This window comes from Candidatus Dechloromonas phosphoritropha (genome assembly GCA_016722705.1).
GTDB classification, from domain to species: Bacteria; Pseudomonadota; Gammaproteobacteria; order Burkholderiales; family Rhodocyclaceae; genus Azonexus; species Azonexus phosphoritrophus.
The window spans coordinates 2,276,634-2,300,289 of sequence record JADKGN010000004.1 but is presented as its reverse complement, the minus strand read 5'-3'; the positions used below and the strand labels follow the sequence as shown (position 1 = coordinate 2,300,289).

16 protein-coding genes and 2 pseudogenes are annotated in these 23,656 nt (G+C 62.7%); 14 read left to right on the top strand and 4 right to left on the bottom strand.

Translation table 11 applies throughout. The features are described from left to right. Nucleotides 1–44: 44 nt before the first annotated feature. Nucleotides 45–269, bottom strand: coding sequence for a hypothetical protein (locus IPP03_16830; protein ID MBL0354228.1), 225 nt, complete (start codon nt 267–269; stop codon nt 45–47). 105 nt (nt 270–374) lie between these two features. Between IPP03_16830 and IPP03_16825 the strand changes: the two genes are divergently transcribed. Beyond that, a complete protein-coding gene (locus IPP03_16825) occupies nt 375–1,169 on the top strand; it encodes a thymidylate synthase (protein ID MBL0354227.1) in 795 nt (264 codons plus the stop codon). 2 nt (nt 1,170–1,171) lie between these two features. Continuing rightward, on the top strand, nt 1,172–2,101 hold the full coding sequence (locus IPP03_16820) for a glucokinase (protein MBL0354226.1): 930 nt from the start codon (nt 1,172–1,174) through the stop codon (nt 2,099–2,101). 45 nt (nt 2,102–2,146) lie between these two features. Here the strand turns inward: IPP03_16820 and glgB are convergent, their stop codons facing one another. Next, complete coding sequence (gene glgB, locus IPP03_16815) at nt 2,147–4,012, bottom strand: 1,4-alpha-glucan branching protein GlgB (GenBank protein ID MBL0354225.1); 1,866 nt, start codon at nt 4,010–4,012, stop codon at nt 2,147–2,149. A gap of 54 nt (nt 4,013–4,066) precedes the next feature. Here glgB and glgC point away from each other — a divergent pair, with 54 nt between their 5' ends. The 10 genes from glgC to IPP03_16765 all read left to right on the top strand — a co-directional run bounded on the left by glgC (nt 4,067) and on the right by IPP03_16765 (nt 17,651). Continuing rightward, entirely contained in the window at nt 4,067–5,389 is a 1,323-nt protein-coding gene (gene glgC / locus IPP03_16810) for a glucose-1-phosphate adenylyltransferase (GenBank protein MBL0354224.1), read from the top strand. Continuing rightward, nucleotides 5,389–7,044, top strand: a complete 1,656-nt coding sequence (locus IPP03_16805; GenBank protein ID MBL0354223.1) for a glycoside hydrolase — start codon at nt 5,389–5,391, stop codon at nt 7,042–7,044. Before glgC ends, IPP03_16805 begins: the two co-directional genes overlap by 1 nt. An 11-nt stretch (nt 7,045–7,055) precedes the next feature. Then, on the top strand, nt 7,056–9,035 hold the full coding sequence (locus tag IPP03_16800) for a DUF1926 domain-containing protein (GenBank protein ID MBL0354222.1): 1,980 nt from the start codon (nt 7,056–7,058) through the stop codon (nt 9,033–9,035). Next, nucleotides 9,029–11,602 carry an alpha-glucan family phosphorylase gene (gene glgP / locus IPP03_16795; protein ID MBL0354221.1) on the top strand — a complete coding sequence of 858 codons (2,574 nt, stop codon included), beginning with the start codon at nt 9,029–9,031 and terminating at the stop codon, nt 11,600–11,602. The genes IPP03_16800 and glgP overlap by 7 nt, the downstream gene beginning before the upstream one ends. Further along, nucleotides 11,599–13,185, top strand: coding sequence for a glucose-6-phosphate isomerase (pgi, locus tag IPP03_16790; protein ID MBL0354220.1), 1,587 nt, complete (start codon nt 11,599–11,601; stop codon nt 13,183–13,185). The genes glgP and pgi overlap by 4 nt, the downstream gene beginning before the upstream one ends. After that, nucleotides 13,182–14,639, top strand: coding sequence for a glycogen synthase GlgA (gene glgA, locus IPP03_16785; protein MBL0354219.1), 1,458 nt, complete (start codon nt 13,182–13,184; stop codon nt 14,637–14,639). The genes pgi and glgA overlap by 4 nt, the downstream gene beginning before the upstream one ends. Before the next feature lie 5 nt (nt 14,640–14,644). Continuing rightward, the gene (locus tag IPP03_16780; protein MBL0354218.1) at nt 14,645–15,127 is read left to right on the top strand and encodes a dihydrofolate reductase; all 483 of its coding nucleotides are present in this window, start codon (nt 14,645–14,647) and stop codon (nt 15,125–15,127) included. 250 nt (nt 15,128–15,377) lie between these two features. Further along, nucleotides 15,378–15,686, top strand: coding sequence for an IS66 family insertion sequence element accessory protein TnpB (locus IPP03_16775; protein ID MBL0354217.1), 309 nt, complete (start codon nt 15,378–15,380; stop codon nt 15,684–15,686). Continuing rightward, nucleotides 15,686–16,063, top strand: a complete 378-nt coding sequence (gene tnpB / locus IPP03_16770; GenBank protein MBL0354216.1) for an IS66 family insertion sequence element accessory protein TnpB — start codon at nt 15,686–15,688, stop codon at nt 16,061–16,063. The genes IPP03_16775 and tnpB overlap by 1 nt, the downstream gene beginning before the upstream one ends. Nucleotides 16,064–16,076: 13 nt before the next feature. Further along, on the top strand, nt 16,077–17,651 hold the full coding sequence (locus IPP03_16765; protein MBL0354215.1) for an IS66 family transposase: 1,575 nt from the start codon (nt 16,077–16,079) through the stop codon (nt 17,649–17,651). Between the two features lie 254 nt (nt 17,652–17,905). On the opposite strand, the pseudogene IPP03_16760 reads toward IPP03_16765, so the two are convergent. Continuing rightward, nucleotides 17,906–19,605, bottom strand: a pseudogene (locus IPP03_16760) (IS1634 family transposase). Nucleotides 19,606–20,005: 400 nt separating this feature from the next. Between IPP03_16760 and IPP03_16755 the strand changes: the two are divergent. Both IPP03_16755 and IPP03_16750 read left to right on the top strand, forming a co-directional pair. Continuing rightward, a pseudogene (locus tag IPP03_16755) lies at nt 20,006–21,569 on the top strand (IS3 family transposase). Nucleotides 21,570–21,729: 160 nt separating this feature from the next. Next, nucleotides 21,730–23,262, top strand: a complete 1,533-nt coding sequence (locus IPP03_16750; GenBank protein MBL0354214.1) for a MarR family transcriptional regulator — start codon at nt 21,730–21,732, stop codon at nt 23,260–23,262. Between the two features lie 32 nt (nt 23,263–23,294). Here IPP03_16750 and IPP03_16745 read toward each other — a convergent pair whose 3' ends face one another. Continuing rightward, on the bottom strand, nt 23,295–23,627 hold the full coding sequence (locus tag IPP03_16745) for a hypothetical protein (GenBank protein ID MBL0354213.1): 333 nt from the start codon (nt 23,625–23,627) through the stop codon (nt 23,295–23,297). Nucleotides 23,628–23,656: the final 29 nt, after the last annotated feature.

Below are 23,656 nucleotides of genomic sequence, written 5' to 3'. Positions count from 1 at the left end.
ACAGCATCTGCTGCAACCGACCCAAGTTTGATTACCACGCCAGTCTACTCCGGAGCCTGCTTGCTGATGATAGCCAGTGCGGCCTCGAGGGGCGCCCTGGAAACCAGGATGATGCCATCGCGCGGATGGCTCATCTCGAGAATGACGAATATTGCCGCCGACATCGAGACCGCGCAAGTCACCAATGCAATGACCGAGGTTGAGTTGAGCGGCGCGAGCAGCCCCCGGCCGATGAAGAGCGGGATCAGACGGAATCCGGGGGTGATCATGGCCGGGATTGGACACCATGAGCAGCCGCAGGTCAATCGCGGCGCCGCAGTGCCATGGGGACCATGTAGAATTCTACCTCTTGACCCTGTTCCGGGATTAGTCCCATGCAGCAATATCACGACCTGATGCGCCACGTCCTGGAAAGTGGTCACGACAAATCCGACCGCACCGGCACCGGTACGCGCTCCGTTTTCGGCTGGCAGATGCGCTTCAACCTCGCGCACGGCTTTCCGATGGCGACAACCAAAAAACTGCATCTGAAGTCCATCGTCCATGAATTGCTGTGGTTCCTGCAGGGCGACACCAACATCGCCTACCTGAAAGAGAACGGCGTCCGCATCTGGGACGAATGGGCCGACGAAAACGGCGACCTCGGGCCGGTTTACGGCAAGCAGTGGCGACGCTGGGAAACCGCCGACGGCCGCGTCGTCGATCAGATCGCCCAACTGGTGCACAGTCTGAAGAACAATCCGGATTCACGCCGCCACATCGTTTCCGCGTGGAACCCCGGCGACGTCGACAGCATGGCCCTGCCGCCCTGCCACTGCCTGTTTCAGTTCTACGTCGCCGACGGCAAGCTGTCGTGCCAGCTCTACCAGCGCAGCGCCGACACCTTCCTCGGGGTCCCGTTCAACATCGCCTCCTACGCGCTGCTGACGCTGATGCTGGCGCAGATCTGCGGCTACCGGCCCGGCGAATTCGTCCATACCTTCGGTGACGCGCACATCTACAGCAATCACTTCGCGCAGGCCCGGCTGCAGCTTTCTCGCGCGCCGCGCGCCCTGCCGACGATGTGGATCAATCCTGCGGTCGACGACGTTTTTGCCTTCAAATTCGAAGACTTCCGTCTCGACGGCTACGACCCGCATCCGCACATCGCCGCCCAGGTCGCCGTTTAGTCATGATTCTCGGCGGCGACCTCGGCGGTACCAAGACCCTGCTGGCTCTGGCCGAAATGAACGGCGACCGGCTGCGCATCGTCCGCCAGCAACGCTTCGCCAGTGCCGACTACCCGACATTCACGGCGCTGCTGGACGAATTTCTCGCCGACCGCCCGGTCATATCCGGCGCCTGCTTCGGCGTCGCCGGACCGACCGACGGGCAGCACGCCAAGCTGACCTACCTGCCGTGGCAACTTTCGGCATCCGAACTGGGGCAGCGTTTCGCCATTCCGCGCGTCACGTTGACCAACGATTTTGCCGCTGCCGCCCACGGCCTGGCACTGGTTGAAGCCGAAAGCATCGTCACGCTGCACGCCGGCAAGCCGCTTGACCATGCGCCGCGCGTCATTCTCGGCGCCGGCACCGGGCTCGGTGTCGCCGGGTTGGTCTGGCAGGGCGATCGCTACTGCGTCATCGCCGGCGAAGGCGGCCACATGGGCTTTGCGCCGCAGACCACCGAGCAGTGCGAACTGTGGCGCTGGCTGTTCGACGAGAATGGCCGGGTGACCACTGAAGACATCGTTTCCGGCCCCGGCCTGGCACGGATTTATGCCTTTTTTGGCGGTCGACCGCAGCGGGCGGAAGAAATCGGCAACGCCGCCCTCGTCGGCAGCGACCCCATCGCCGTCAAGACCCTGAACCTGTGGCTGCAATGCTATGGCGCCTTCGCCGGCGATCTTGCACTGCACTGGCTGGCGCGCGGCGGCGTCTATCTGGCCGGCGGCATCGCCGCCAAACTGCTGCCCGGCAGCGATGTCAGCCCGTTCGTCGAGGCTTTCCTCGCCAAGCGCGAACATCGGCATCTCGGCGAAGACATGCCGGTCCGCCTGGTAACCGACGAGGGCCTCGGTCTCAGGGGTACGCTGGCGCTGGCGTCACATTGCGTGTAGCGCCCACGGCAGGCGGCAGCCGGGAACTGATCGATCGCCAAATACTCAACTGCGCCGCAACACTACCGCCGCCAGTGGCGGAATCGTAATTTCTAGGTTGGCCGGGCGGTTCATCCACTCGCCCTCGCAGGCATCGAGCGCCCCGGAATTACCGAGATTGCTGCCGCCGTAATACGTCGAGTCGGTATTGAGGATTTCGACATAGCGCCCGGCTGCCGGCACGCCGAGGCGGTAGGCCATTTGCGGCACCGGGGTGAAGTTGACCGCAACGACAACGCAGCTGCCGTCGCGCCCCCAGCGCAGCCAGGACAGCACCGAATTTTCACTGTCGTGACAATCGATCCACTCGAAGCCGAGGCTGGTGAAATCCTGCTCGTGCAGCGCCAGGGTGTCGCGATAGAGGCGATTGAGGTCACCCGACAGGCGTTGCAGGCTGATGTGGCCGGGATCGGCGAGCAGGCTCCAGTCGAGTTCGCGGGCTTCCGACCATTCGCGCTGCTGGCCGAATTCGCAGCCCATGAACATCAGCTTCTTGCCCGGCGTAAATGTCTGCCAGGCCAGCAGCAGGCGCAGGTTGGCGAAGCGCTGCCAGGTGTCGCCCGGCATCTTGCCGAGCAGCGAACGCTTGCCGTGCACGACTTCGTCATGCGAGAAGGGCAGCACGTAGTTCTCGCTGTAGGCATAGACTTGGCCGAAGGTCAGTTCGTCGTGGTGCCAGCGCCGGTAGATCGGGTCGCGCTGGAAGTAGCGCAGGCTGTCGTTCATCCAGCCCATGTTCCATTTCATCGAGAAACCGAGGCCACCGACATAGGTCGGCCGCGACACCAGCGGCCAGGCGGTCGATTCCTCGGCGATGGTCAGCGCGCCGGGGAATTCGGCGTGGACCATCGTGTTGAGATCCTTGAGGAAGTCGACAGCGTCGAGATTTTCGCGCCCGCCGAACTTGTTGGGCAGCCACTCGCCCGCCTTGCGCGAGTAATCGAGGTAGAGCATCGAGGCGACCGCATCGACGCGCAGGCCGTCGAAATGGAATTCAGCCAGCCACCAGTAGGCCGACGAGAACAGGAAACTACGCACTTCATGCCGACCGTAGTTGAAGATATGCGTACCCCAGTCGACATGCAGGCCGAGGCGCGGATCTTCGTGTTCGTAGAGCGCGGTGCCGTCGTAGCGGGCGAGCGCCCAGTCATCCTGCGGGAAATGGCCTGGCACCCAGTCGAGGATGACGCCGAGCCCGGCCTGATGGCAGGTGTCGATGAAACAGCGCAGATCATCCGGCGAACCGTAACGTGCGGTCGGCGCGAAGTAGCCGGTGGTCTGGTAGCCCCAGGATTCGTCGAGTGGGTGTTCGGTGACCGGCAACAGCTCGAGATGGGTGTAGCCCTGGTCGACGGCATAGGGCACCAGGCGCTCGGCCAACTCGCGCCACAGGTAGGGCTTGCCGTCCGGATGGCGCATCCAGGAACCGGGATGCAGTTCGTAGATATTGACCGGCGCGTGCTGCCAGTCCCACGCCGCACGCTTCGCCAGCCAGGCGGCGTCATTCCAGACGTGTTGCGACGGCGACGTGACATAGGCGGCGGAGCCCGGACGCAGTTCGAAACCGCGGCCATAGGGGTCGGACTTGATCAGTTTCTCGCCGCTGTGGCGATTGACGATTTCGAAGCGGTACAGGCTGCCGGGCAGCGCCGCCGCAACGGTGCCCTCCCAGACGCCCGAGGCACCGAGCGAATGCAGCGTGTCGACGCCGCCACGCCAGCCGTTGAAATCGCCGACCACCGAGACCTGGCCGGCATTGGGCGCCCAGACGCGAAACAGCGTCCTCCCATCCGACGGATGGGCGCCGAGCAGGCGGTAGGTCTGAAAATTCCGGCCTTCGTTGAACAGATAAAGCGCGTCCGATGACTGCATTTGCTCCCCCTCTCGCAGTATCATAAGACAAAACAGTGACCAGGGAGGTCCCCTATGCCGGACAGCACCACTTGCACGCATCAGACGTATTGCTTGATGCGCGACGAAACCGATATGCGCTTCATCAGCCACCTGACGCGCAACACCTTCGCCATCATTCTGGCCGGCGGCCGCGGCAGCCGCCTCCGGCAACTCACCGACTTCCGTTCCAAGCCGGCCGTGCCGTTCGCGGGCAAGTTTCGCATTCTCGATTTCACGCTGTCCAACTGCGTCAATTCGGGCATCCGCAAGATCGGCGTCGCCACGCAGTACAAGGCACACAGCCTGATCCGCCACATCCAGCGCGGCTGGAGTTTCCTCGATGGGCGTTTCGACGAATTCATCCAGTTGCTGCCGGCGCAGCAGCAGATCGACGACACGCAGTGGTATCAGGGGACCGCTGACGCGGTCTACCAGAACAAGCATTTTCTCAAGCGCTACAACCCGGAACATATCCTGATCGTCGCCGGCGACCACATCTACAAGATGGACTATGGCCGGATGCTGGCGATCCACGCCCAGCACCGCGCCGACATGACGGTCGCCTGCATCGACGTGCCGCTCGGTGAAGCAGGCGAGTTCGGCGTCATGGGCGTAGATGAAGACGATCGCGTGATCGACTTCCTCGAGAAGCCGCAGAATCCGCCTTCGATCCCCGGCCAGCCCGACCGTGCACTGGCCTCGATGGGCATCTATATCTTCAACGCGAAATTTCTCTTCGAGCAACTGGAAAGGGACGCGCTGACCAAGGGTTCGAGCCGCGATTTCGGCAGGGACATCATCCCGCATATCGTCCCGCGCTACCGGGTGTTCGCCCACCGCTTCGCCGACTCCTGCGTCGGCAGCGAACACCATCGACCCTATTGGCGAGATGTCGGAACCATCGATGCCTACTGGGAGGCGAACATGGAAATGACCAAGGTGACGCCGGAACTCAATCTCTACGACAAGGACTGGCCGATCTGGACCTATCAGGAGCAGTTGCCGCCGGCCAAGTTCGTCTTCGACGACGACGGGCGGCGCGGTATGGCAATCGACTCGCTGATTTCCGGCGGCTGCATCATTTCCGGCGCCGCGGTCAAGCGTTCGCTGCTGTTCTCCAGCGTCACCGTGCATAGCTGGACATCAATCGAGGATTCGGTGATCCTGCCGGGGGTCGATATCGGGCGCCGTGCGCTCCTCAAGCGTTGTGTCATCGACAAGAATTGTCGGATTCCCGATGGGATGATCGTCGGTGTCGATCCGGAAGCCGACCGCAAGCGTTTTCACGTCAGCCCCAAGGGGATCACGCTGGTCACCGCCGAAATGCTCGGCCAGGGCGCGGCGGAAAACCGCTGATGGCGGATCTCGCATTTCTCTGGCACATGCACCAGCCGGATTACCGGCATCCCGAAACGGGGCATTTCGTGCTGCCCTGGGTTCTCCTCCATGCCATCAAGGATTATTCCGACATGGCCAGCCACCTCGAACGCCATCCCGGCGTGCGCTGCACGGTCAATTTCGTGCCGGTGCTTCTCGATCAGGTCGAAGATTACCGCGAACAGTTCGCCACCCGGCAGTGGCGCGACCCGCTGTTGCAAATCACCGCTCAACCCGATCCCGACACGCTCGATGCCGGGGAGCGGACATGGCTGCTCGACATGGCCTTCCGCTGTCACGCACGAACGATGCTCGACCCTTTCGCGCCCTACCGGCGGCTGCGCGACCTGCTGGATTTTGTCAAGACGCAGGATGCCAATTCGCTGAGCTATCTCTCCGGCGGCTATTACGCGGATCTCGCCGTCTGGTTCCTGCTCGCATGGACGGGCGAGAGCCTGCGCCGCGAGGGGAATGTCGTGCCGCAATTGATGGCCAAGGGCAGCGGTTTCGATCTCGCCGACCGTGAGGCCCTCCTCGCCGAACTCGGTGCCGTCGTGAGTCGGCTGATTCCCCGCTATCGGGCTCTGAGCGAGCGCGGCCAGGTCGAACTGAGCTGCACCCCGGAAAATCACCCGCTGGCGCCGCTGCTGATCGATTTCAAGGCTGCCCGCGAAAGCTGGCCGGAAAGCCCCCTGCCCTCATCGCCCGAATACCCGGGCGGGCGTTCCCGCGTCGCGACCCATCTGGCCGCCGCCCGCGTCAGCCACGAGCGGCGCTTTGGCAGCGTGCCGGCCGGTCTGTGGCCGGCCGAGGGCGCCTTGTCGACGCCCTTTCTCCACCAGATCGCCGAATCTGGTTTCCAGTGGACCGCGAGCAGTCATGGCGTCCTCAAGCATTCCGCCGGCAATCAGGCCGCGACGACGACTCCATGGCAGGCTCCCGAGGATACGCCGGGCGACATCACGCTGTTTTTCCGCAACGAGCGACTCTCCGACCTGATCGGCTTCGAATACGCCAACTGGCACGGCCGCGACGCCGCCCAGCATTTTATGGGCGAACTCAAGGCGCTCGACCGCCCCAAGCGGAACGACCTGATCACGGTCTTTCTCGACGGCGAAAATGCTTGGGAATACTACCCGTACAACGCCTGGTACTTCTTTTCGGACCTCTACGACGCTCTTGAGGAGAACCCGAAAATCCGCACGGTAACCCTGAGCGAGGCAGCGGCCACGCAGCACGACCGCCGCCCTCGGCTGCCCCGGCTGACTGCCGGAAGCTGGGTCTATGGCACGCTGTCGACCTGGCTCGGCAATCCTGACAAGAACCGTGCCTGGGACATGCTATGCGAGGTCAAGCTGTGCGCCGACCGCGCGTTGCAGGGCGACCGGCTCGACGATGACGAGCGTGCCGCCGTATTGCGGCGACTGGCCGTTTGCGAAAGTTCGGACTGGTTCTGGTGGCTCGGCGACTACAACTCGCCGCAGTCGGTCGCCTGCTTCGACGGCCTGTTCCGAGAAAATGTAAAATCCCTCTACCGCCTGCTGCGCCTGCCGATTCCCGGTGGCCTCGACCACCCGATCAGCCTCGGCGGCGGTGCGCCCGAAAGCGGCGGCACGATGCGCCGCGCCACCTGAAATCCTGACTCATGACCCAAGCTGTTACCCTCCTCCTCGGCGTCCATGCCCACCAGCCGGTGGGTAATTTTCCGGAAGTGATGGCGGATGCGCATCTGCGCTGCTACAAGCCCTTCCTCGAAACCCTTTACGCCTACCCGGACTTCCGATTCGCCGCCCATTTCTCGGGTTGGCTGCTCGACTGGCTCCGCGAGCGCTACCCGGCCGACATGGCGTTGCTTGCCGCAATGGTGGCGCGCGGGCAGGTCGAGATGTTCAGCTCCGGCGACACCGAACCGGTGCTCGCCGCCATTCCCCAGCGCGACCGTGTCGGCCAGTTGCGCACACTGAACGACAAGCTGACCGCCTGGACCGGCGTCAGGCCGACTGGCGCCTGGCTGACCGAGCGCGTCTGGGAATCATCGGTGGTGCCCGCCCTGGCGGCGACCGGCATGGCCTACGTGACTGTCGACGACTACCATTTCCTGTGCACCGGCAAGCGCTCCGGCGAACTCGACTGCTTCTACAGTACCGAGGAAGGCGGCAAGCGCCTCGACCTCTTCCCGATCTCCGAGGCTCTACGTTACCGCCTCCCCTTCTCGCCGGCGCACGAGGTCATCGGCTATCTGGAAGACCTTGCCGACCAGGGCCAGGCGGCGGCGATCTATTTTGACGACATCGAGAAATTCGGCATCTGGCCGGAGACCTACGACTGGGTCTACAACCGCGGCTGGCTCAAGGCGCTGATCGAAGGCGTGCTGGCCAGCCCGAAGATCCGCACCGCGACCTATGCCGACTTTCACGCCGCTCAGGCGACGCGCGGCATCGTCTATCTGCCGACCACCTCGTACAGTGAAATGAACGAATGGACGTTGCCGATGCCCGCCGCCGGCATTTACGCGAATTTCGTCGCCGGCGAGAAGGCTGCCGGCCGCGGTGAGCTGCACCGGCCGTTCATGCGCGGCGGCATCTGGCGCAACTTCATGTCGCGCTACCCGGAAGCCAACTGGATGCACAAGCGCATGCAGGCGCTGTCGAGCCGCCTCGCCGCATTGCCCGTGGTGCCGCCGGAACTGACTGCCGACCTCTACCGCGCCCAGGCCAACGATGCCTACTGGCACGGCCTGTTTGGCGGCCTTTACCTGCCGCACCTGCGGCGCGCGGTGTGGAACAACATCGTCGCGCTGGAAGCGAAACTCGACGCGCTCCAGCCGCGCCCGGCAAGCGTTGCGGTCGACCTCGATTTCGATGGCAAAATCGAGACCTTCGTCCACAACGACCGCTTGCAACTGGTCGTGCGCGACGACGGCCTGGCGGCGGCGCATGAACTGACTAGCTACGCGCTGAGCCACAATTTCGGCGACACACTGCGCCGCTACCACGAGCACTACCACGACAGGATCGGCTCGGTGCCGAGCGAACACCTCGGCGAGGGCATCGCCTCGGCGCACGATGTCATCCGCTTCAAGCATCCGGTGGCGGCAGAAGATATCGTACCCGACGCCTTGCCGCGCGCCCTGTTTCTCGATCAACTCGGCGGCGTCGCCGTCAATGATTACGCTCTGGCTACGCCGGACGCCCTGCGCTTCGCCCGTCCCGGCATCATCAAGTGCTATGCGCTTAACGATGCGACGGCAACTATCAATTGGCTGCTCACCGGCCTCGCCGGACGTCGCTTCGCGACCCGCCTCAACCTGGCGATGCCGAGCTGCGATGGCTTCCTCGGCCGCTACGTGCTCGCCGATGGCAGCATTCCCGGCGGCTTCGGCTCGCCACTCGACCTGCCCGTGGCCAGCACGCTGACGCTGGAAGATGGCGTCCTCGGCGGCGGCATCCATCTGTTGGCGTCAATTCCGGCGGAAATTCGCGGTCGACCGCAGCAGACGGTCTCCCAATCCGAGGCCGGCTTTGAGAAAATAATGCAGAGCGTCGAACTGTCCGTCACTTGGACAGTGCCCGATGACCGTTTCACCCTGCAACTCCAACTGACGACCCAACAGAGCACATCATGACCGGAACCGTATTCAAACTCGAAGTCAATCCCAGGATACCGGCGCGTCTTAAACCGCTCGAAGATCTCGCCGGCAACCTCTGGTACAGTTGGGATCGCTCGACGCGCTCACTCTTCGCGCAACTGTCGGAAGGCCTGTGGAAGGCGACCAACCACAATCCCAAGGCCATTCTCAAGCGCGCCGACCAGAAACACCTCGAAGCCGCGGCCGAGAATCCGGTCTTCATCGGCACGCTGAATCGCGTCATCTCCGCCTACGGCAGCTACCACGAACTGCCCAACATGGCCCACGTCCATGGCCAGTCGTTCAAGAGAGACGACCTGATCGCCTATTTCTGCGCCGAATTCGGCTTCCATGAGAGCCTGCCAATTTACTCCGGCGGTCTCGGCATCCTCGCCGGCGACCATTGCAAGGCAGCCAGCGACATGGGCCTTCCCTTCATCGGCATCGGCCTCCTCTACCACCAAGGCTACTTCCACCAGACCCTTGATGCCGACGGCAACCAGCAGGCCACCTACAGCGATTCCGATTTCGACGACCTGCCGATCTCGCCACTGCGTGACGCCGACGGCAAGGATGTCGTCGTCGCGGTCGATTTTCCCGGCCGCATGGTCCACGCCAGGCTCTGGGAAGCCCGCGTCGGCCACGTCCGGCTCGTCCTGCTTGACACCTGGCTGCCGCAGAATTCGCCGCATGACCGGGAGATCACCCACCGCCTCTACGGCGGCGATCGGACGACGCGCATCGAACAGGAAATCCTGCTTGGTATCGGCGGCGTTCGCGCTCTCGCCGCGCTTGGCCTCAAGCCGACGGTCTGGCATGTCAACGAAGGTCACGCCGCCTTCCTCATCCTCGAACGCATCCGCAGCCTGGTCAGCGCCGGCCTGCCTTACGCCGCCGCGTCCGAGGCCGTCGCCGCCAATGTCGTATTTACGACGCATACGCCGGTTCCGGCCGGGCACGATCATTTCCCGGAGGAAATGATCCACCACTACTTCTCCGATTGGTGCCACGGGGTCGGCGTACCCTGCGAGCAACTCCTGGGAATGGGCGCCGAGCCGGGCAAGACGAATTTCAACATGACCGCCCTGGCCTTGCGCGGCTCCCGCCACCACAACGGAGTTTCGCGCATCCATGGCGGTGTCTCGGCCAATATCTGCCGCTATGTGTGGCCGCAGATCAACCCCGATGAAAACCCGATGGACTACGTGACCAACGGTGTCCACCTACCAACCTTTCTGGCCACCGAATGGGACGAAACCTTCGAGCGCTATCTCGGCACCGGCTGGCGCGAACGCCAGACCGAAACGGCCAACTGGGACGGGATTGCCAAGGTTCCCGACCAGACCTTCTGGAGCATCCGTCAGCAACTGAAATCGCAATTGCTGCAACTCGTCCGCGAGCGCATCGGCGAACAGCACCAGCGCAACCTGGGCTCGCTGGCTCACCTCGACCGCCTGCTCAAGTATGCCGATCCGGAAAACCCGAATGTCCTGACCATCGGCTTCGCGCGTCGCTTCGCGACCTACAAGCGCGCCGCGCTGCTCTTCCAGGATCCGGAGTGGCTGGCCGAGATCATCGCCCAAGCCGACCGGCCGGTGCTCTTCCTGTTCGCCGGCAAGGCCCACCCAGCCGACCAGCCGGGCCAGGAGATCATCCGCAAGATCGCCCAGATGGCCAGGCGCCCCGAGTTCGAGGGCCACATCCTGCTCGTCGAGGGCTACGACCTGCACCTGTCGCGCTCTCTGGTCGCCGGCGTCGATGTCTGGCTCAACAATCCGATCTATCCGCTCGAGGCCTCCGGGACCTCCGGCATGAAGGCGGCAATGAACGGCGCCCTCAACCTCTCGGTACTCGACGGCTGGTGGGGCGAAGGCTACGACGACAGTGACGACGTGCCCAACGGCTGGGCGATCAAGCCTGCCCCCGGGCATCTCGGCGACGCCCAGCGCGATGCCGAGGAAGCGCGCACGCTCTACGAACTGCTCCAGGACCATGTCATTCCAACCTACTACCGTACTGGCCCGATGGGCTATTCGCCGCAGTGGGTGGCGATGGCCAAGCAATCGATCATGACCATCGCGCCGCGTTTCAACGTCATCCGCATGGTTGCCGAGTACGCGAAGAAATTCTATGCGCCGGCCGCCTTGCACGGTCGACGCTTCGCCAACCGCGAATTCGCCATCGCCCGCGCCGTGGCCGAATGGAAGGCGCGGGTGCGCGGGGCCTGGCCGGGTGTGCGCCTGCACCGTCTCGACATGCCCGAGCGTCGTCTCGACTTCGGCAAGTCCCTGCAGATCCAGGTTGCCGTCCAGCTCAACGGACTGAATCCGGAAGACGTCACCGTCGAGGCGCTGATCGGGCGCCCGGGTCCGCAAGGCACGTTCATCCGGCGGGCCCGTCACTACCCGCTGAGCACCCGGGGAGTAACCGGTAATGGCGAAATGCTGTACACCATCGACCTGACGCCGGAAATCTGCGGCAAGCTCGAATACCGGATCCGCGTCTTCCCGTCGCATCCGGAACTGATCCACAGGTTTGAGACGGGCCTGATGGTCTGGCTATGAGACTTGTCGACTCCCCTGCCTGGCGCGCCGTTGCCGCCCATGCCGAAGCCGTGCGCCCGGCGCAGCTGCGCGAACTGTTCGCCGCCGACGGACAACGCTTCGAACGCTTCTCGCTCCGCCACGACGGCCTGCTGCTCGATTTCTCCAAGCAGCGCATCGACGCCGAAACACTCACACTGCTGCACGCGCTGGCCGACGCCGCCGACCTCGACGGCTGGAAGCGGAAGATGGTGGCCGGCGAGCCGATCAACCACACCGAAGGCCGCGCCGTCCGTCACATGGCGCTGCGTGCCGACAAGCAGGAACCGCTCGAAGTGCGCGTTGTCCTCGAGCGCCTACGGAACTTCTGCGAGAGCATTCACAGCGGCAAGTGGCGAGGGTTTGCCGGCGAGCACATCACCGATGTCGTCAATATCGGCATCGGCGGTTCTGACCTCGGGCCGCGCATGGCGGTCAGGGCGCTCGCCGCGCACCACCAGCCGGACCTCAATGTCCATTTCGTCGCCAACGTCGATGGCGCCGACATCGCCCCGCTGCTCGCCCGGCTCAACCCGCGCACAACGCTGTTCGTGATCGCCAGCAAGACGTTCGCCACGCTCGAGACGCTGACCAACGCGCGCACCGCCCGCGCCTGGCTGCTCGCCGCGGCCGGGCGCGAAAGCGCGGTCAGCCAGCATTTCGTCGCCATCTCGACCAACATGGAACTGACGCGACAGTTCGGCATCTCCCCCGACAACGTCTTCGAATTCTGGGACTGGGTCGGCGGGCGCTTTTCGCTGTGGTCGGCAATCGGCCTGTCGCTGGCGCTGGCCGTCGGCTGGCGGCAATTCAAGCAACTGCTGGCCGGCGCCCGCGCCATGGACAAGCACTTCATCGAAGCGCCGGCAGCCGCCAACCTGCCGCTGACGCTGGCTCTGCTCAGCCTGTGGAATACCGACTTCCTCGGCGCGTCAAGCCTGGCGATCCTGCCCTACAGCCAGTCGCTCGCTCTGCTGCCAGCCTACCTGCAGCAACTCGAAATGGAGAGCAACGGCAAGCAGACCGACCGCGACGGCGAAGCAGTCGGCGTCGGGACCTGTCCGGTACTCTGGGGTGAAGCGGGAACCAATGGCCAGCACTCGTTCTATCAATTGCTCCATCAGGGTGGCCAGACCATTCCCTGTGATTTCATCGCGCTGCGCGACAGCGACTTTCCGCTGCCCGGCAGCCACCATGTGGCGCTGCTCGCCAACTGCCTGGCGCAATCGGCCGCGCTCGCCTTTGGCCAGGCCGCCGCCGAGGCCCGTGCCGCCGGCGTGCCGGAAGTACTGGTTCCGTACAAGGTTTTTCCAGGCAACCAGCCGTCGACCACGCTGCTCCTGCCGGCGCTTAGCCCGTACACGCTGGGCCAGTTGCTGGCGCTCTACGAGCACAAGGTCTTCTGCCTCGGCGTCCTGTGGAACCTGAATTCCTTCGACCAGTGGGGTGTCGAACTCGGCAAGCAACTCGCCAACCGGCTGACACCGTTGCTTGAAGGCGCCGGCGACGACGCCGCCTTCGACTCCTCGACGCGCGGCCTGCTGGCCGCCCTGAAAAACCGATGAACCGCCTTTCGATCCTCTTCGCCACCTCGGAAATGGCTCCCTGGGTCAAGACCGGCGGCCTCGGCGACGTCGCCGCTGCTTTGCCGGCAGCGCTGCGCCGCGCCCGCCACGATGTCCGGGTGCTGATTCCCGCCTATCCGGCAATGCTCACAGCCTTTCCGCAAGCCACCCTGCTCGCCGAACTGCCGTCGCTTGCCCCGGCCCTGCCGGCGGCCCGCCTGCTCGCCGCCGAGGCCGACGGCCTGCCGCTGATCCTGCTCGACTGTCCGCCGCTCTATGAGCGTCCCGGCAATCCCTATCTCGACGCGCTCGGCCACGACTGGACTGACAACGGCATCCGCTTTGGCCTGCTTTCACGGGTTGCCGCGCTGCTCGGCCAACCAGCCTCGCCGCTCGCCTGGCGCCCCGATGCCGTCCATGTCAACGACTGGCAGACGGCGCTCGCCCCGGCCTGGCTGCATTACGAGGGCGGCGCCGCCAGCGTCGTCACCGTGCACAACATCGCCTTCCAGGGCAACTTCGCCCCCGGCTACCTGTCGGCGCTCGGCCTGCCTGATTACGCCTGGCGCCTCGATGGTGTCGAATACCACGGCCAGCTTTCCTTCCTCAAGGCCGGCCTGCAACTGGCGACGCTGATCTCGACGGTCAGCCCGACCTACGCCCGCGAAATCCAGGACGAGTATTTCGGCTACGGGCTTGCTCCCTTGCTGCGCCATCGCGCCAACGCGCTGCGCGGCATCCTGAACGGCGTCGACAGCGCAATCTGGAACCCGGCCTGCGATCCCGCGCTGGCCGCTCCCTATGCTGCCAACCGGCTCGCCGCCAAGCGCACCAACAAGCGTGCGCTGCAACTGGAAATGGGCCTCGACCCGGTGGACGATCGGCCACTGTTCGGTATCATCAGCCGCCTGACCGACCAGAAGGGACTCGATCTCGTGCTGGCGCTGGGTGACGGAATCACCCACCTGCCGGCCCAGCTGGCCATTCTCGGTAGCGGCGACAAGGCCCTAGAAGCCGGGTTCAGCGAGCTCGCCGCTCGCCACCCCGGCCAGATCGCCGTCCGCCTCGGCTTCGACGAAACCCTGGCCCATCGCATCGAGGCCGGTGCCGACTGCTTCCTGATGCCGTCGCGCTTCGAGCCCTGCGGCCTCAACCAGATGTACAGCCTGCGCTACGGCACGCCGCCCATCGTGCGTGCCACCGGCGGCCTCGCCGATACCGTGATCGACGTCAGCGAAGCCACACTGGCCGCCAAGACGGCCAACGGCTTCGTCGTCGACGGGGAAACGCCGCACGCGCTGTGGCTGACGCTCGAACGCGCCACCCGCTACTGGCAAGACCGCAAGCTGTGGCAGCGCATCCAGCAGAACGGCATGCGCCGCGATTTCTCGTGGGAACACGTCGCCCACGACTACGTCACCCTCTACCAAGACGCCATCGCCGCCCGCACCTGAAAGCGATGCCGGAAATCGTCCTCATCGCTGCCGTCGCCAGCAACCGCGTGATCGGCCGCGACAACCGGCTGCTCTGGAACATCCCGGAAGACATGGCGCATTTCAAGGCGCTGACCGCCGGCCACACGGTCGTCATGGGGCGCAAAACCTGGGAATCGCTGCCACAGCGCTTCCGGCCCCTGCCGGGGCGCCGCAACATCGTCGTCAGCCGCCAGGCCGACTATGACACACCCGGCGCCGAAGTTGCAGACTCATTGGAAAATGCCTTGAAAATGGCGTCGACCGCAGCAAGCGTTTTTGTCATCGGCGGCGAGCAAATCTATGCGCAGGCAATGGCCGTCGCCGACCGCCTGGAAATTACTGAAGTCAATCAAGAACCGGAAGGCGATGCCTGGTTTCCCGAGATTGCTGGGGTCGACTGGGAAAAAGCGGCAAAAATCGAGGGGAACGGGCACGCCTTCGTGACCTATCGCCGACGCACCACTTAGAAATATCAGCCCGCCCCCTTTTTCGTGTTCGCCCAGTCGCTTGCTGCTGTCTCTATTGTTCGTCGAGAATTAGCCACACCAAAATTCCAGACCCTTTTAGCTTCCTGGTCTTACTGTGCCAAAAGTTGGATGGGACCATCCCGCAACACGGACATCGCTGAGTAACCGGTAACTCTGCGGCGTTCTTTCCAGCGCCGATCGTGCTGTCGACAATGTCCTCCTCGAATCACGAAACGCGGAGGAGGCCAGGATGGCCAAGGCAGGGGAAGGGTCGCGGGTGCGGCGTAGCGCGAGCGAATGGGAGGCGTTGCTGTCGCGATTTCCGGGCAGCGGTTTGAACGTTGCGACCTTCTGCAAACGCGAAGGGATCAGCGATACCAGCTTCCATCGCTGGCGCACACGTCTGGGCATCGCCCTCGACAGTCAGGACAAGGCCAGCGGCCAGCCGGCCACCTTCGTCGACGTCGGCCCTCTGAGCACAACCACGGCGACGCCCGCTCGTTTCCACCTCACCCTCGACCTCGGCGGCGGCCTGATCCTGCAGCTGGAGCGCCGCTGATGTTTTTCCCTGAAGGCCAAATCCGCGTCCAAGTCTATGGCCAGCCGGTCGACCTGCGCAAATCCTTCGACGGTCTGTACGCGATCACCCGTCATGTCCTCGGTCAGGACCCGCTGAGCGGCCAGCTCTTCGTCTTCTTCAATCGCCGTGGCACTCAGGTGAAGGTGCTCTACTGGGATCGCAGCGGCTTCTGCCTGTGGGCCAAGCGTCTCGAAGAAGGCCGTTTCGTCGCCAACTGGGATAAAGTGCGCACGTGCGAAATCGACTGGACCGGTCTGAAACTGCTCCTCGAAGGGATCGAGCCGGGACGCCGGAAGAAGCGTTATCACGCCTCTGGAGCGCCCATAAAAACGCTTCAAAACAGCGGCTTGTGTTAAAATACACGCATGGATTCAGCACGTTACCAGACGGTTTTACAACCTCGAACAAGCCGCGGCATTGTGCCCGCAAGAGGTGCTGGATCTGTGCCAGACGCTGTCTGCTGAAATCACCGCACTGAAGCAACAAATCGACTGGTTCAAGCGCCAGATCTTCGGCCAGAAAAGCGAACGACGCATCGACGTCACGCCGAGCGGCCAACTGAGTCTCGGCGAGTTCCCGACGCCCCCACCAGGTTCTGAGTCACCAGGTCGCCCCGTCGCCGCGCATACCCGTCAGCCGACCAGCAAGCGTCCCAGTGACGAAAGCGTGCCCTTCTTCGACGAGAACCGCGTCCCAGTCGAAGTCGTCGAGCTCACCGCGCCGGAAGTCGAAGGCCTCTCTCCCGAGGACTACGAGGTCATCAGCCACAAGGACAGCTATCGCCTGGCGCAACGGCCGGGTAGCTACGTGGTGATCAAGTATCGCCGGCCGGTAATCAAGCTCAAGAGTAACCAGACACTGGTCTGCGCCAACGCGCCGGCCGGTGTCATTGAGGGCAGCCGGGCCGACGTCAGCTTCGTCGCCGGACTGCTGATTGACAAATTTGCCTACCACCTGCCACTGTATCGCCAGCATCAACGCCTGGCCGATGCGGGAATCACCGTCAGCCGGCCGTGGCTGACGCAGATCGGGCAACAGGGCATCACTCTGCTCGAACCGATCTACGAGGCGCAGTTTGCCTCGATCCGCAGCTCGCGCGTCAAGGCGATGGACGAGACGCCGATCAAGGCCGGACAGGGCGCACCCGGCAAGCTGAAAGCGGCGTACTTCTGGCCGGTGTATGGCGAAGGCGACGAAATCTGTTTCCCCTTCTTCGCCAGTCGCGAGTTCAAGCACGTCGAGGCGGCCCTCGGACTGACCGCCGCCGAAGGCGCGGTGCTGTTGTCGGACGGCTATCAGGCCTACAGTCATTACGCGGCGCAGATCGGGATCACGCACGCCCAATGCTGGGCGCACACGCGTCGTAAGTTCTTTGACGCGCAAGACGCGGAACCAGAAGCGGCAGCGCAGGCACTCGCGCTCATTGGGGACCTGTATCAGGTCGAAGAGCGCATCCGCGAGCAAAAGCTCACCGGTGCAAGGAAGCGCGACTATCGTCTGGAGCATGCCAAACCGATCGTCGAGCGTTTCTTCGCCTGGGTTGGCGAACGCTTCGCGGCGCAGGGGCTGTTACCGCGCAATCCGCTGACCAGGGCGCTGGCCTATGCGCGCGATCGACGATGGGGACTGGAGGTCTTCCTCGCCGACCCGGACGTGCCGATCGACACCAATCACCTCGAACGCGCCCTGCGGGTGATTCCCATGGGGCGCCGCTCCTGGCTGTTCTGCTGGACGGAGTTCGGCGCCAGGCAGGTCGGGATCATCCAGAGCCTGATCGTTACCTGTCGGCTGCATCAGATCGACCCCTACGATTATCTCGTCGATGTCCTGCAGCGCGTCGCCGAGCACCCCGCCGACCGCGTCCATGAACTCACGCCACGGGTCTGGAAAGAACTGTTCGCTCAGAACCCGCTGCGCTCGCCTTTGTACGCGTTGCCGAAGTAGGGGCGCTCGACGCCGCGTAGTTGCCGGTTACATCGCTGAAGCCTGCTGACGATGGTGCGGGCTATAAGCAATCGTAACGTTGGAATCGAGTCCGGCCCATGGCGCTGTGCCCGTTCAGCTGCCGCGAGGGACGTAATCCTCGGGTAAGGCAAGCGTTTCTGGTCGACCACGGTTTTTTTGGGGCTGCCCTCCCGAGTTCGACAGTTAATTGCGCAAGTGACTGATTTCACTTGAGGTGAATTTAAAGAATGCCACTACAACAGCGTCAGTTGCTGCGGGGCGGTCGGTTTTTTCACGTCCAGGGCATTAAGCACCTCGGTTTGCTCGGCACTGAGGATCGAGACGCCGGTGACGGGTTCAGACGCGTTGAGCCGGATCTGGTGACGCTGGATTCGGCGAAGGTAGTCGAGCGCTCGTTCCGGCGATAGCCCGGCGTTGGCCGCTTTCAGGCGCTGACGCATGACCCGGTAAAGGATCAGCGCCATGAAGCAGATCGCCGCGTGAGCCCGGATGCGTTCGGGCAGACGGTGGTGACCGGTCCGATCTCCAATTCGGATTTGAGTACCTTGAAGCCGCGCTCGATATCCGCCAGCGACTTGTACCGTGCAACAACGTCCCGGGTGATCAGGTCCGTCGTATTGGTCACCAGCAGCAGTTTGCCGTCCATCAGGTTCGCCAAGGAACGCGCGCGCTCATCGATAGCGTAGATGAAGCGCTCGCTTTTCAGGTCGACCTTGATGATCTTCGACAGATGGGCCTCGCTGACCTCATGGAAGAAGCGCGCCTTGGCGCCACTGTCCGAGAGCTTGCGGCCCCGATGGTTGACGCCGTCATCCTGATCGTCAAGTTTGCCCACCCACTGCGCGGCGCGCTGGATCAGCTTCCCGATCTGCTCGTCCCGTCGTTGGGTCTGTAGGGCGGTACGTTCTGGATCGTGGGCAATCACCAAGCGCAGCGCGTTCCACGTCTTTTCAGCGATGATCTCGACGGTTGCCGCTTGGCACTGGCTCTTGTGGAAGTCATCGAGCAGTTCAGTGAATTCGTGATAGCGGCGTCCCGGCACCGCCAGGATGAATTCGAGCGGCCGGCCACTGGCCAGACGTATTTCGCTCAGCGCATCGAGGTTGTCCAAGCTGAGCAAGCCGCGATCGGCCACCAACACCAGGCGACTGACCGAGGGGAACCGGTTCAACACGATTTTGAGCATCGGCAGCAGCGTCTTTGTCTCCGCCGTATTGCCGTCGACCACCGCGTGGCAGATCGGCAAGCCCTCGGCCGTCTGCACCACGCCGAGCATGAATTGCCGTGCAATCAGCCCTTCCTTGGCCATGCCAAAGGCACGCACATCGCTTTCCTGGGTGCTCAGTCCCTCGGCGCGTATCGTCGTCAGGTCATAGAACACGACGGACAGATCCTGATCGATCATCGCTCGCAGCAAGCCGGCCACCACGGTATCGACCGCCTCGTGTTGATCCATCAGGGCATCCATGCTGCGCAGCAGATGCTGATGCGTGATCGCTTTGACCTCGACCTCAGGCAAGGCCACCGTCTCCAGCCAGCGCAACACGCCCAGTTTGGATTCCGGATCGCAGAGTCGGTTGAACACCATCACCCGGATCAGCGCTTCCACGTCGATCGTATGCCGCGTGCGGCGAAACACCCGCTTCAGTTCGGCAAAACCGAGCGATTTCCAGAGTTCGGTCAGTGTCCATACATCGCCAAACGCCCGGGCCGACTCGAAGCTCACCGTCGGTGTCGGTGGCACAACCACCATGGCTTCACGGCCCGATACCTTGAGCAACCCCTTGATCACTGAATCGAGACCGCCATCGCGTTAATCAAGACGGCCAAGCGTCGCCACGGTACGCTTCTTCACCCGCCCAGCGTCGTCCCGGTAGGACTCGACGAGTTGGACGTAGCGGCGACCTCCTGAGGTGGTTATCTTGACATGCATGCCGCCACAGCATCACCGACATGAGTCCTGTCAAGTCAGAATTTAATAGGCCTTAGCGTGCCACCACACAACTTTCTTAGACATCCTCTGAAACCCGCGCCGTTACTGGGGCCATGTGTCAAAAATGGCTACTTTTGCCGCTGAACTGTCGAACTCCTGTTGTCCGTCCCATGATCACCTCCACGTCAAATGGTAGAACAATCATGGCAATTAACGGCACGTTTGTAAATATATTAATGGAACGCACCACTAGTGCCCGGGCAAGCATCCGAAAAAATGGGCATCCGAAAAAAATTAAGTGAGTGCCATTCGGGTAAAGCCCCCTTGTGTCACGCCCCCTACGTCAGAATAGTTGTCGCCTCGATAGAATCTCCCCCTGGGGCGGCGACAAAGGATGGAAATGGCAAGGTATTCAGAGAAGTTCAAAGGTAGAGCGGTAGCACGATTGTTGGCGCCGGAAAATGCAGCAATAGATGTGGTGGCCCGTGAAGTAGGCATTGGTTCGGGAACCCTTGAGCGTTGGCGAGATGACGCGCAGTCCATGCCCGCCCGAGGGCGGGCATGGACTGTGGCGGCGCGCCTGGAGGCGGTGATCGTCACTGCGGCGCTGGACGAAACCAGCAAAAGCGCGTGGTGTCGAGAGCACGGCGTTTATCCGGACGAGCTGATCAAATGGTGGGCCAGCGCCACGACAGCGTTGGCCGAACCGGAAGAAGTCAGAGCCAGCCCGCAAGCAACCCGACAAGACCGCAAACGCATCAAGGAACTCGAACGCGAATTGCTACGCAAGGACCGGGCACTCGCTGAAACCGCTGCCCTGCTGGTTCTCTCAAAAAAAGTCGCGGCGATCTTCAACAAAGGCGAGGCCGAATGATCGGCCTTGAAGATCGCCAAGCCTTGGCCCAAGACATCCATACCGCCCATGTCGCCGGTGCTCGGCTCAGGCTTGCCTGCGCGAGGTAGCCGGCATCGAGTTACGCACCTTGCAACGCTGGAAAGCCATTGAGGGCGGCATCTGCGCAGATCGCCGGCCCTTGTCCATGCGCCCGACGCCCAGGCACGCGCTCAGTGAGGCCGAACGCACGCAGGTGCTTGCCGTGGCCAACGAGCCACGCTTTGCGGCCGTGCCGCCAGCGCGCATGGTGCCGATGCTGGCTGATGAAGGGATTTACCTGGCCAGCGAATCCACCTTCAGCCGAGTGCTGCGTGAGCACGGTCAAACCACCCTCCGAGGACGGGCCAAGGCGCCTAGGCAACAGCGAGTGCCGACCACGCACATTGCCACCACGCCGCGCCAGGTGTGGTGCTGGGACATGACTTATCTGCCAGGCAAGGTTAAGGGGCACTGGTTTCACCTTTATCTCATCCTCGACCTGTATAGCCGCAAGATTGTCGGCTGGGAGGTGCCTGGCAGCGATCACGCCGACCATGCCGCGCATCTGGTGCGCCGTACGGCGCTCGCCGAGGGGATTGCCGCACTCGCGACCAAGCCTGTTCTGCACGGCGACAACGGCTCGACGCTCAAGGCCACGACGGTGCTGGCGATGCTCAACTGGCTGGGAGTCAGGCCCTCGTATTCTCGACCCCGAGTCAGTGATGACAATGCTTACGCGGAATCGCTGTTTCGGACGGCCAAATACCGCCCTGAGTTTCCTGCTAACGGCTTTGCCGAGCTCAACGACGCCAGGACCTGGGCAGTCAGCTTCGTGCACTGGTACAACGTCGAGCATCGGCACAGTGGCATTCGTTATGTCAGCCCAGCCCAGCGCCATGCCGGCGAGGATCTCGCCATTCTCGCGGCCCGACATGCCGTCTATACCTCAGCGCGTGATCTCAACCCGGCGCGCTGGACTGGTCAGACACGAAATTGGACGCCGGTCGGTGTAGTGACCCTCAATCCAGAACGCGATTGCATCGCCAACGCGCATCTGGAAGACAAGCTTATTCCGCCATTGGCTGCATGACCGAGGCGACAACTATCTTGACGCGCGCCGGTAGTCGTACGCCGGATGGTTATCATAATTGAGACCTTGATCGGCCAAACACCCGTCATTGGTTCCGATGTAGAGACCCCTAAGCCGGACGAGCCGGAACCAAACAGGTATTACGATAGAAGCCTGACGAATGACCGAGGAGGCGATCATGTTGGCGATGGCTCTGGCGGAACGATACGCGACGAACATGCATGGCGTGCTTTCGTGCTTTGACCGGATCATTATCACCGGCACGCTGCCTGGTGCGTGCTACGCGGCAGGAATGACGAGTTATTTGTACACGCACGGAATTCGGGTATTCGACTACCCGCGATTTGCCGAGCCGCTGCGAGATCGCATTCGTGAGCGTGCGCAGGAGGTGTGTCTGGCGGCGGGTATTGAAATCGAGCACGTCAGCAAAAGCCATATTCGCAAGGAAGAGTTGGTCGCGCGAGTGCTCGCCGGTCGCGGCGACGCACCGGGTTTGGTGCATGTGCTCTCGGCCATGGAAGCCTGTCCGAGCTACAAACCGTGGCATGACAAAGGCAGTGGCAAGACTTACCTGCGCCCCGATCAAGGCAAGTGCCTGCACTACTACTTCTATTTCATCGACGAGGAACTGGGGTTGTGCTACCTGCGTGTGCCGACGTGGGCACCGTTCGGGTTGCAGTTCTACTGTAATGGTCACAGCGCTCTGGCAAGAACTCTGACGCGAGAAAGGATCGACTTCCTCCAGCAGGACAACGCCTTCCTGCGTGTCGCCGACATCGCGCAGGCGCAGGCGCTGGCGGATGCGTTCAGTCCCGACGTACTTCACCCGCGACTGGATCGCTATGCGCAGTGGTTGTGCCCAGTGCTTGACGTCTTTGGATCCTCGTATCACTGGAGCTTGCGCCAAGTCGAATACTCCACCGACCTGATGTTTCGCAGTGAGCAGATATTGGTTCCACTGTATGACGCCATTTCGCGCCAAGCGGTCTTGGCCGCCAACGCAGAACGCGTCTCCAGCTTTCTGGGCAAGAAGGTCACGCCACAACTGGCCCAGGAGATCGGTTCCCGGTTGTCCACCCGTATCGAGGGGCGCTGCATCAAGCACACCATGGGCGCCGCTGGCGTCAAGGTGTATGACAAATTCTCCCGCGTACTGCGGGTCGAAACGACCGTCAATGACGTGAGTTTCTTCAAACACCACCGCAAGGTGGAACACAAGGACAGGCACGCCACCCGAGAATTGGCGCCCCTGAAGAAGACAATCTATAGCCTGATCGACCTGCGCGACATCCTGCTCGGCTGCAACCAACGTTACCTGGCGTTCCTCTCCAGCCTCGATGACCCCAGTGCCGGCGAGCGTGACTTGGAGCGATTGAGCATGCCACGGTTGGGGGCGGCTCCCGGTGTCAAAGGGGTGAACTTCTTTGATCCTGCCGAGAAAGCCTTGCTGCAAACCATGCAACGCGGCGAGTTCAACATTCACGGTTGGCGTCGTGCCGATCTTCTCAGCTATCTGAAGCTCACTCCGTCCGCCATGTCGCGCCAACTTGCCCGACCGCGTACGCTCGGCTTGATCAAGAAAGTCACTCATACCTATCGCTACTACCTCACTCGATTGGGACGTTCAGTCGTCGCTGCGGCCTGCTCATTGACCCGCTTCAACATAGTGCCAACCATGGCTTGCGCATCCTGAATTCTTCTCATGATTTGTGATGATTGAACTGGTTAGTGATTAATAATGAATCGCTTGCCGGGATTTGGCGAAGACTGGGGGTAGCAGCCCTGATTGACCTTCGGTTTCGCTGGAGTGGCTGCTCCCTCTTCACCAGTGAATGCCGTTACGATGCTGTCTTCGTCATATGGCTTTTCCATATGATGATCCAGAACGGAAGTGATACTGGCAGGCGTGTAGGCGCCCTTGCTGTACTGGGTCGCACTGCATTTGCCTTGCGCAGCACGTGGACAACTGAGCGGGAAATCCAGGAACGGCGTTGTCGCCCCCTCAGCGACAGGCGCCACTACGACGATGCATGCGACTCCTAGAAAAATCTTGCGCATGACCACCCCCGAAAATAATCGATGCGACA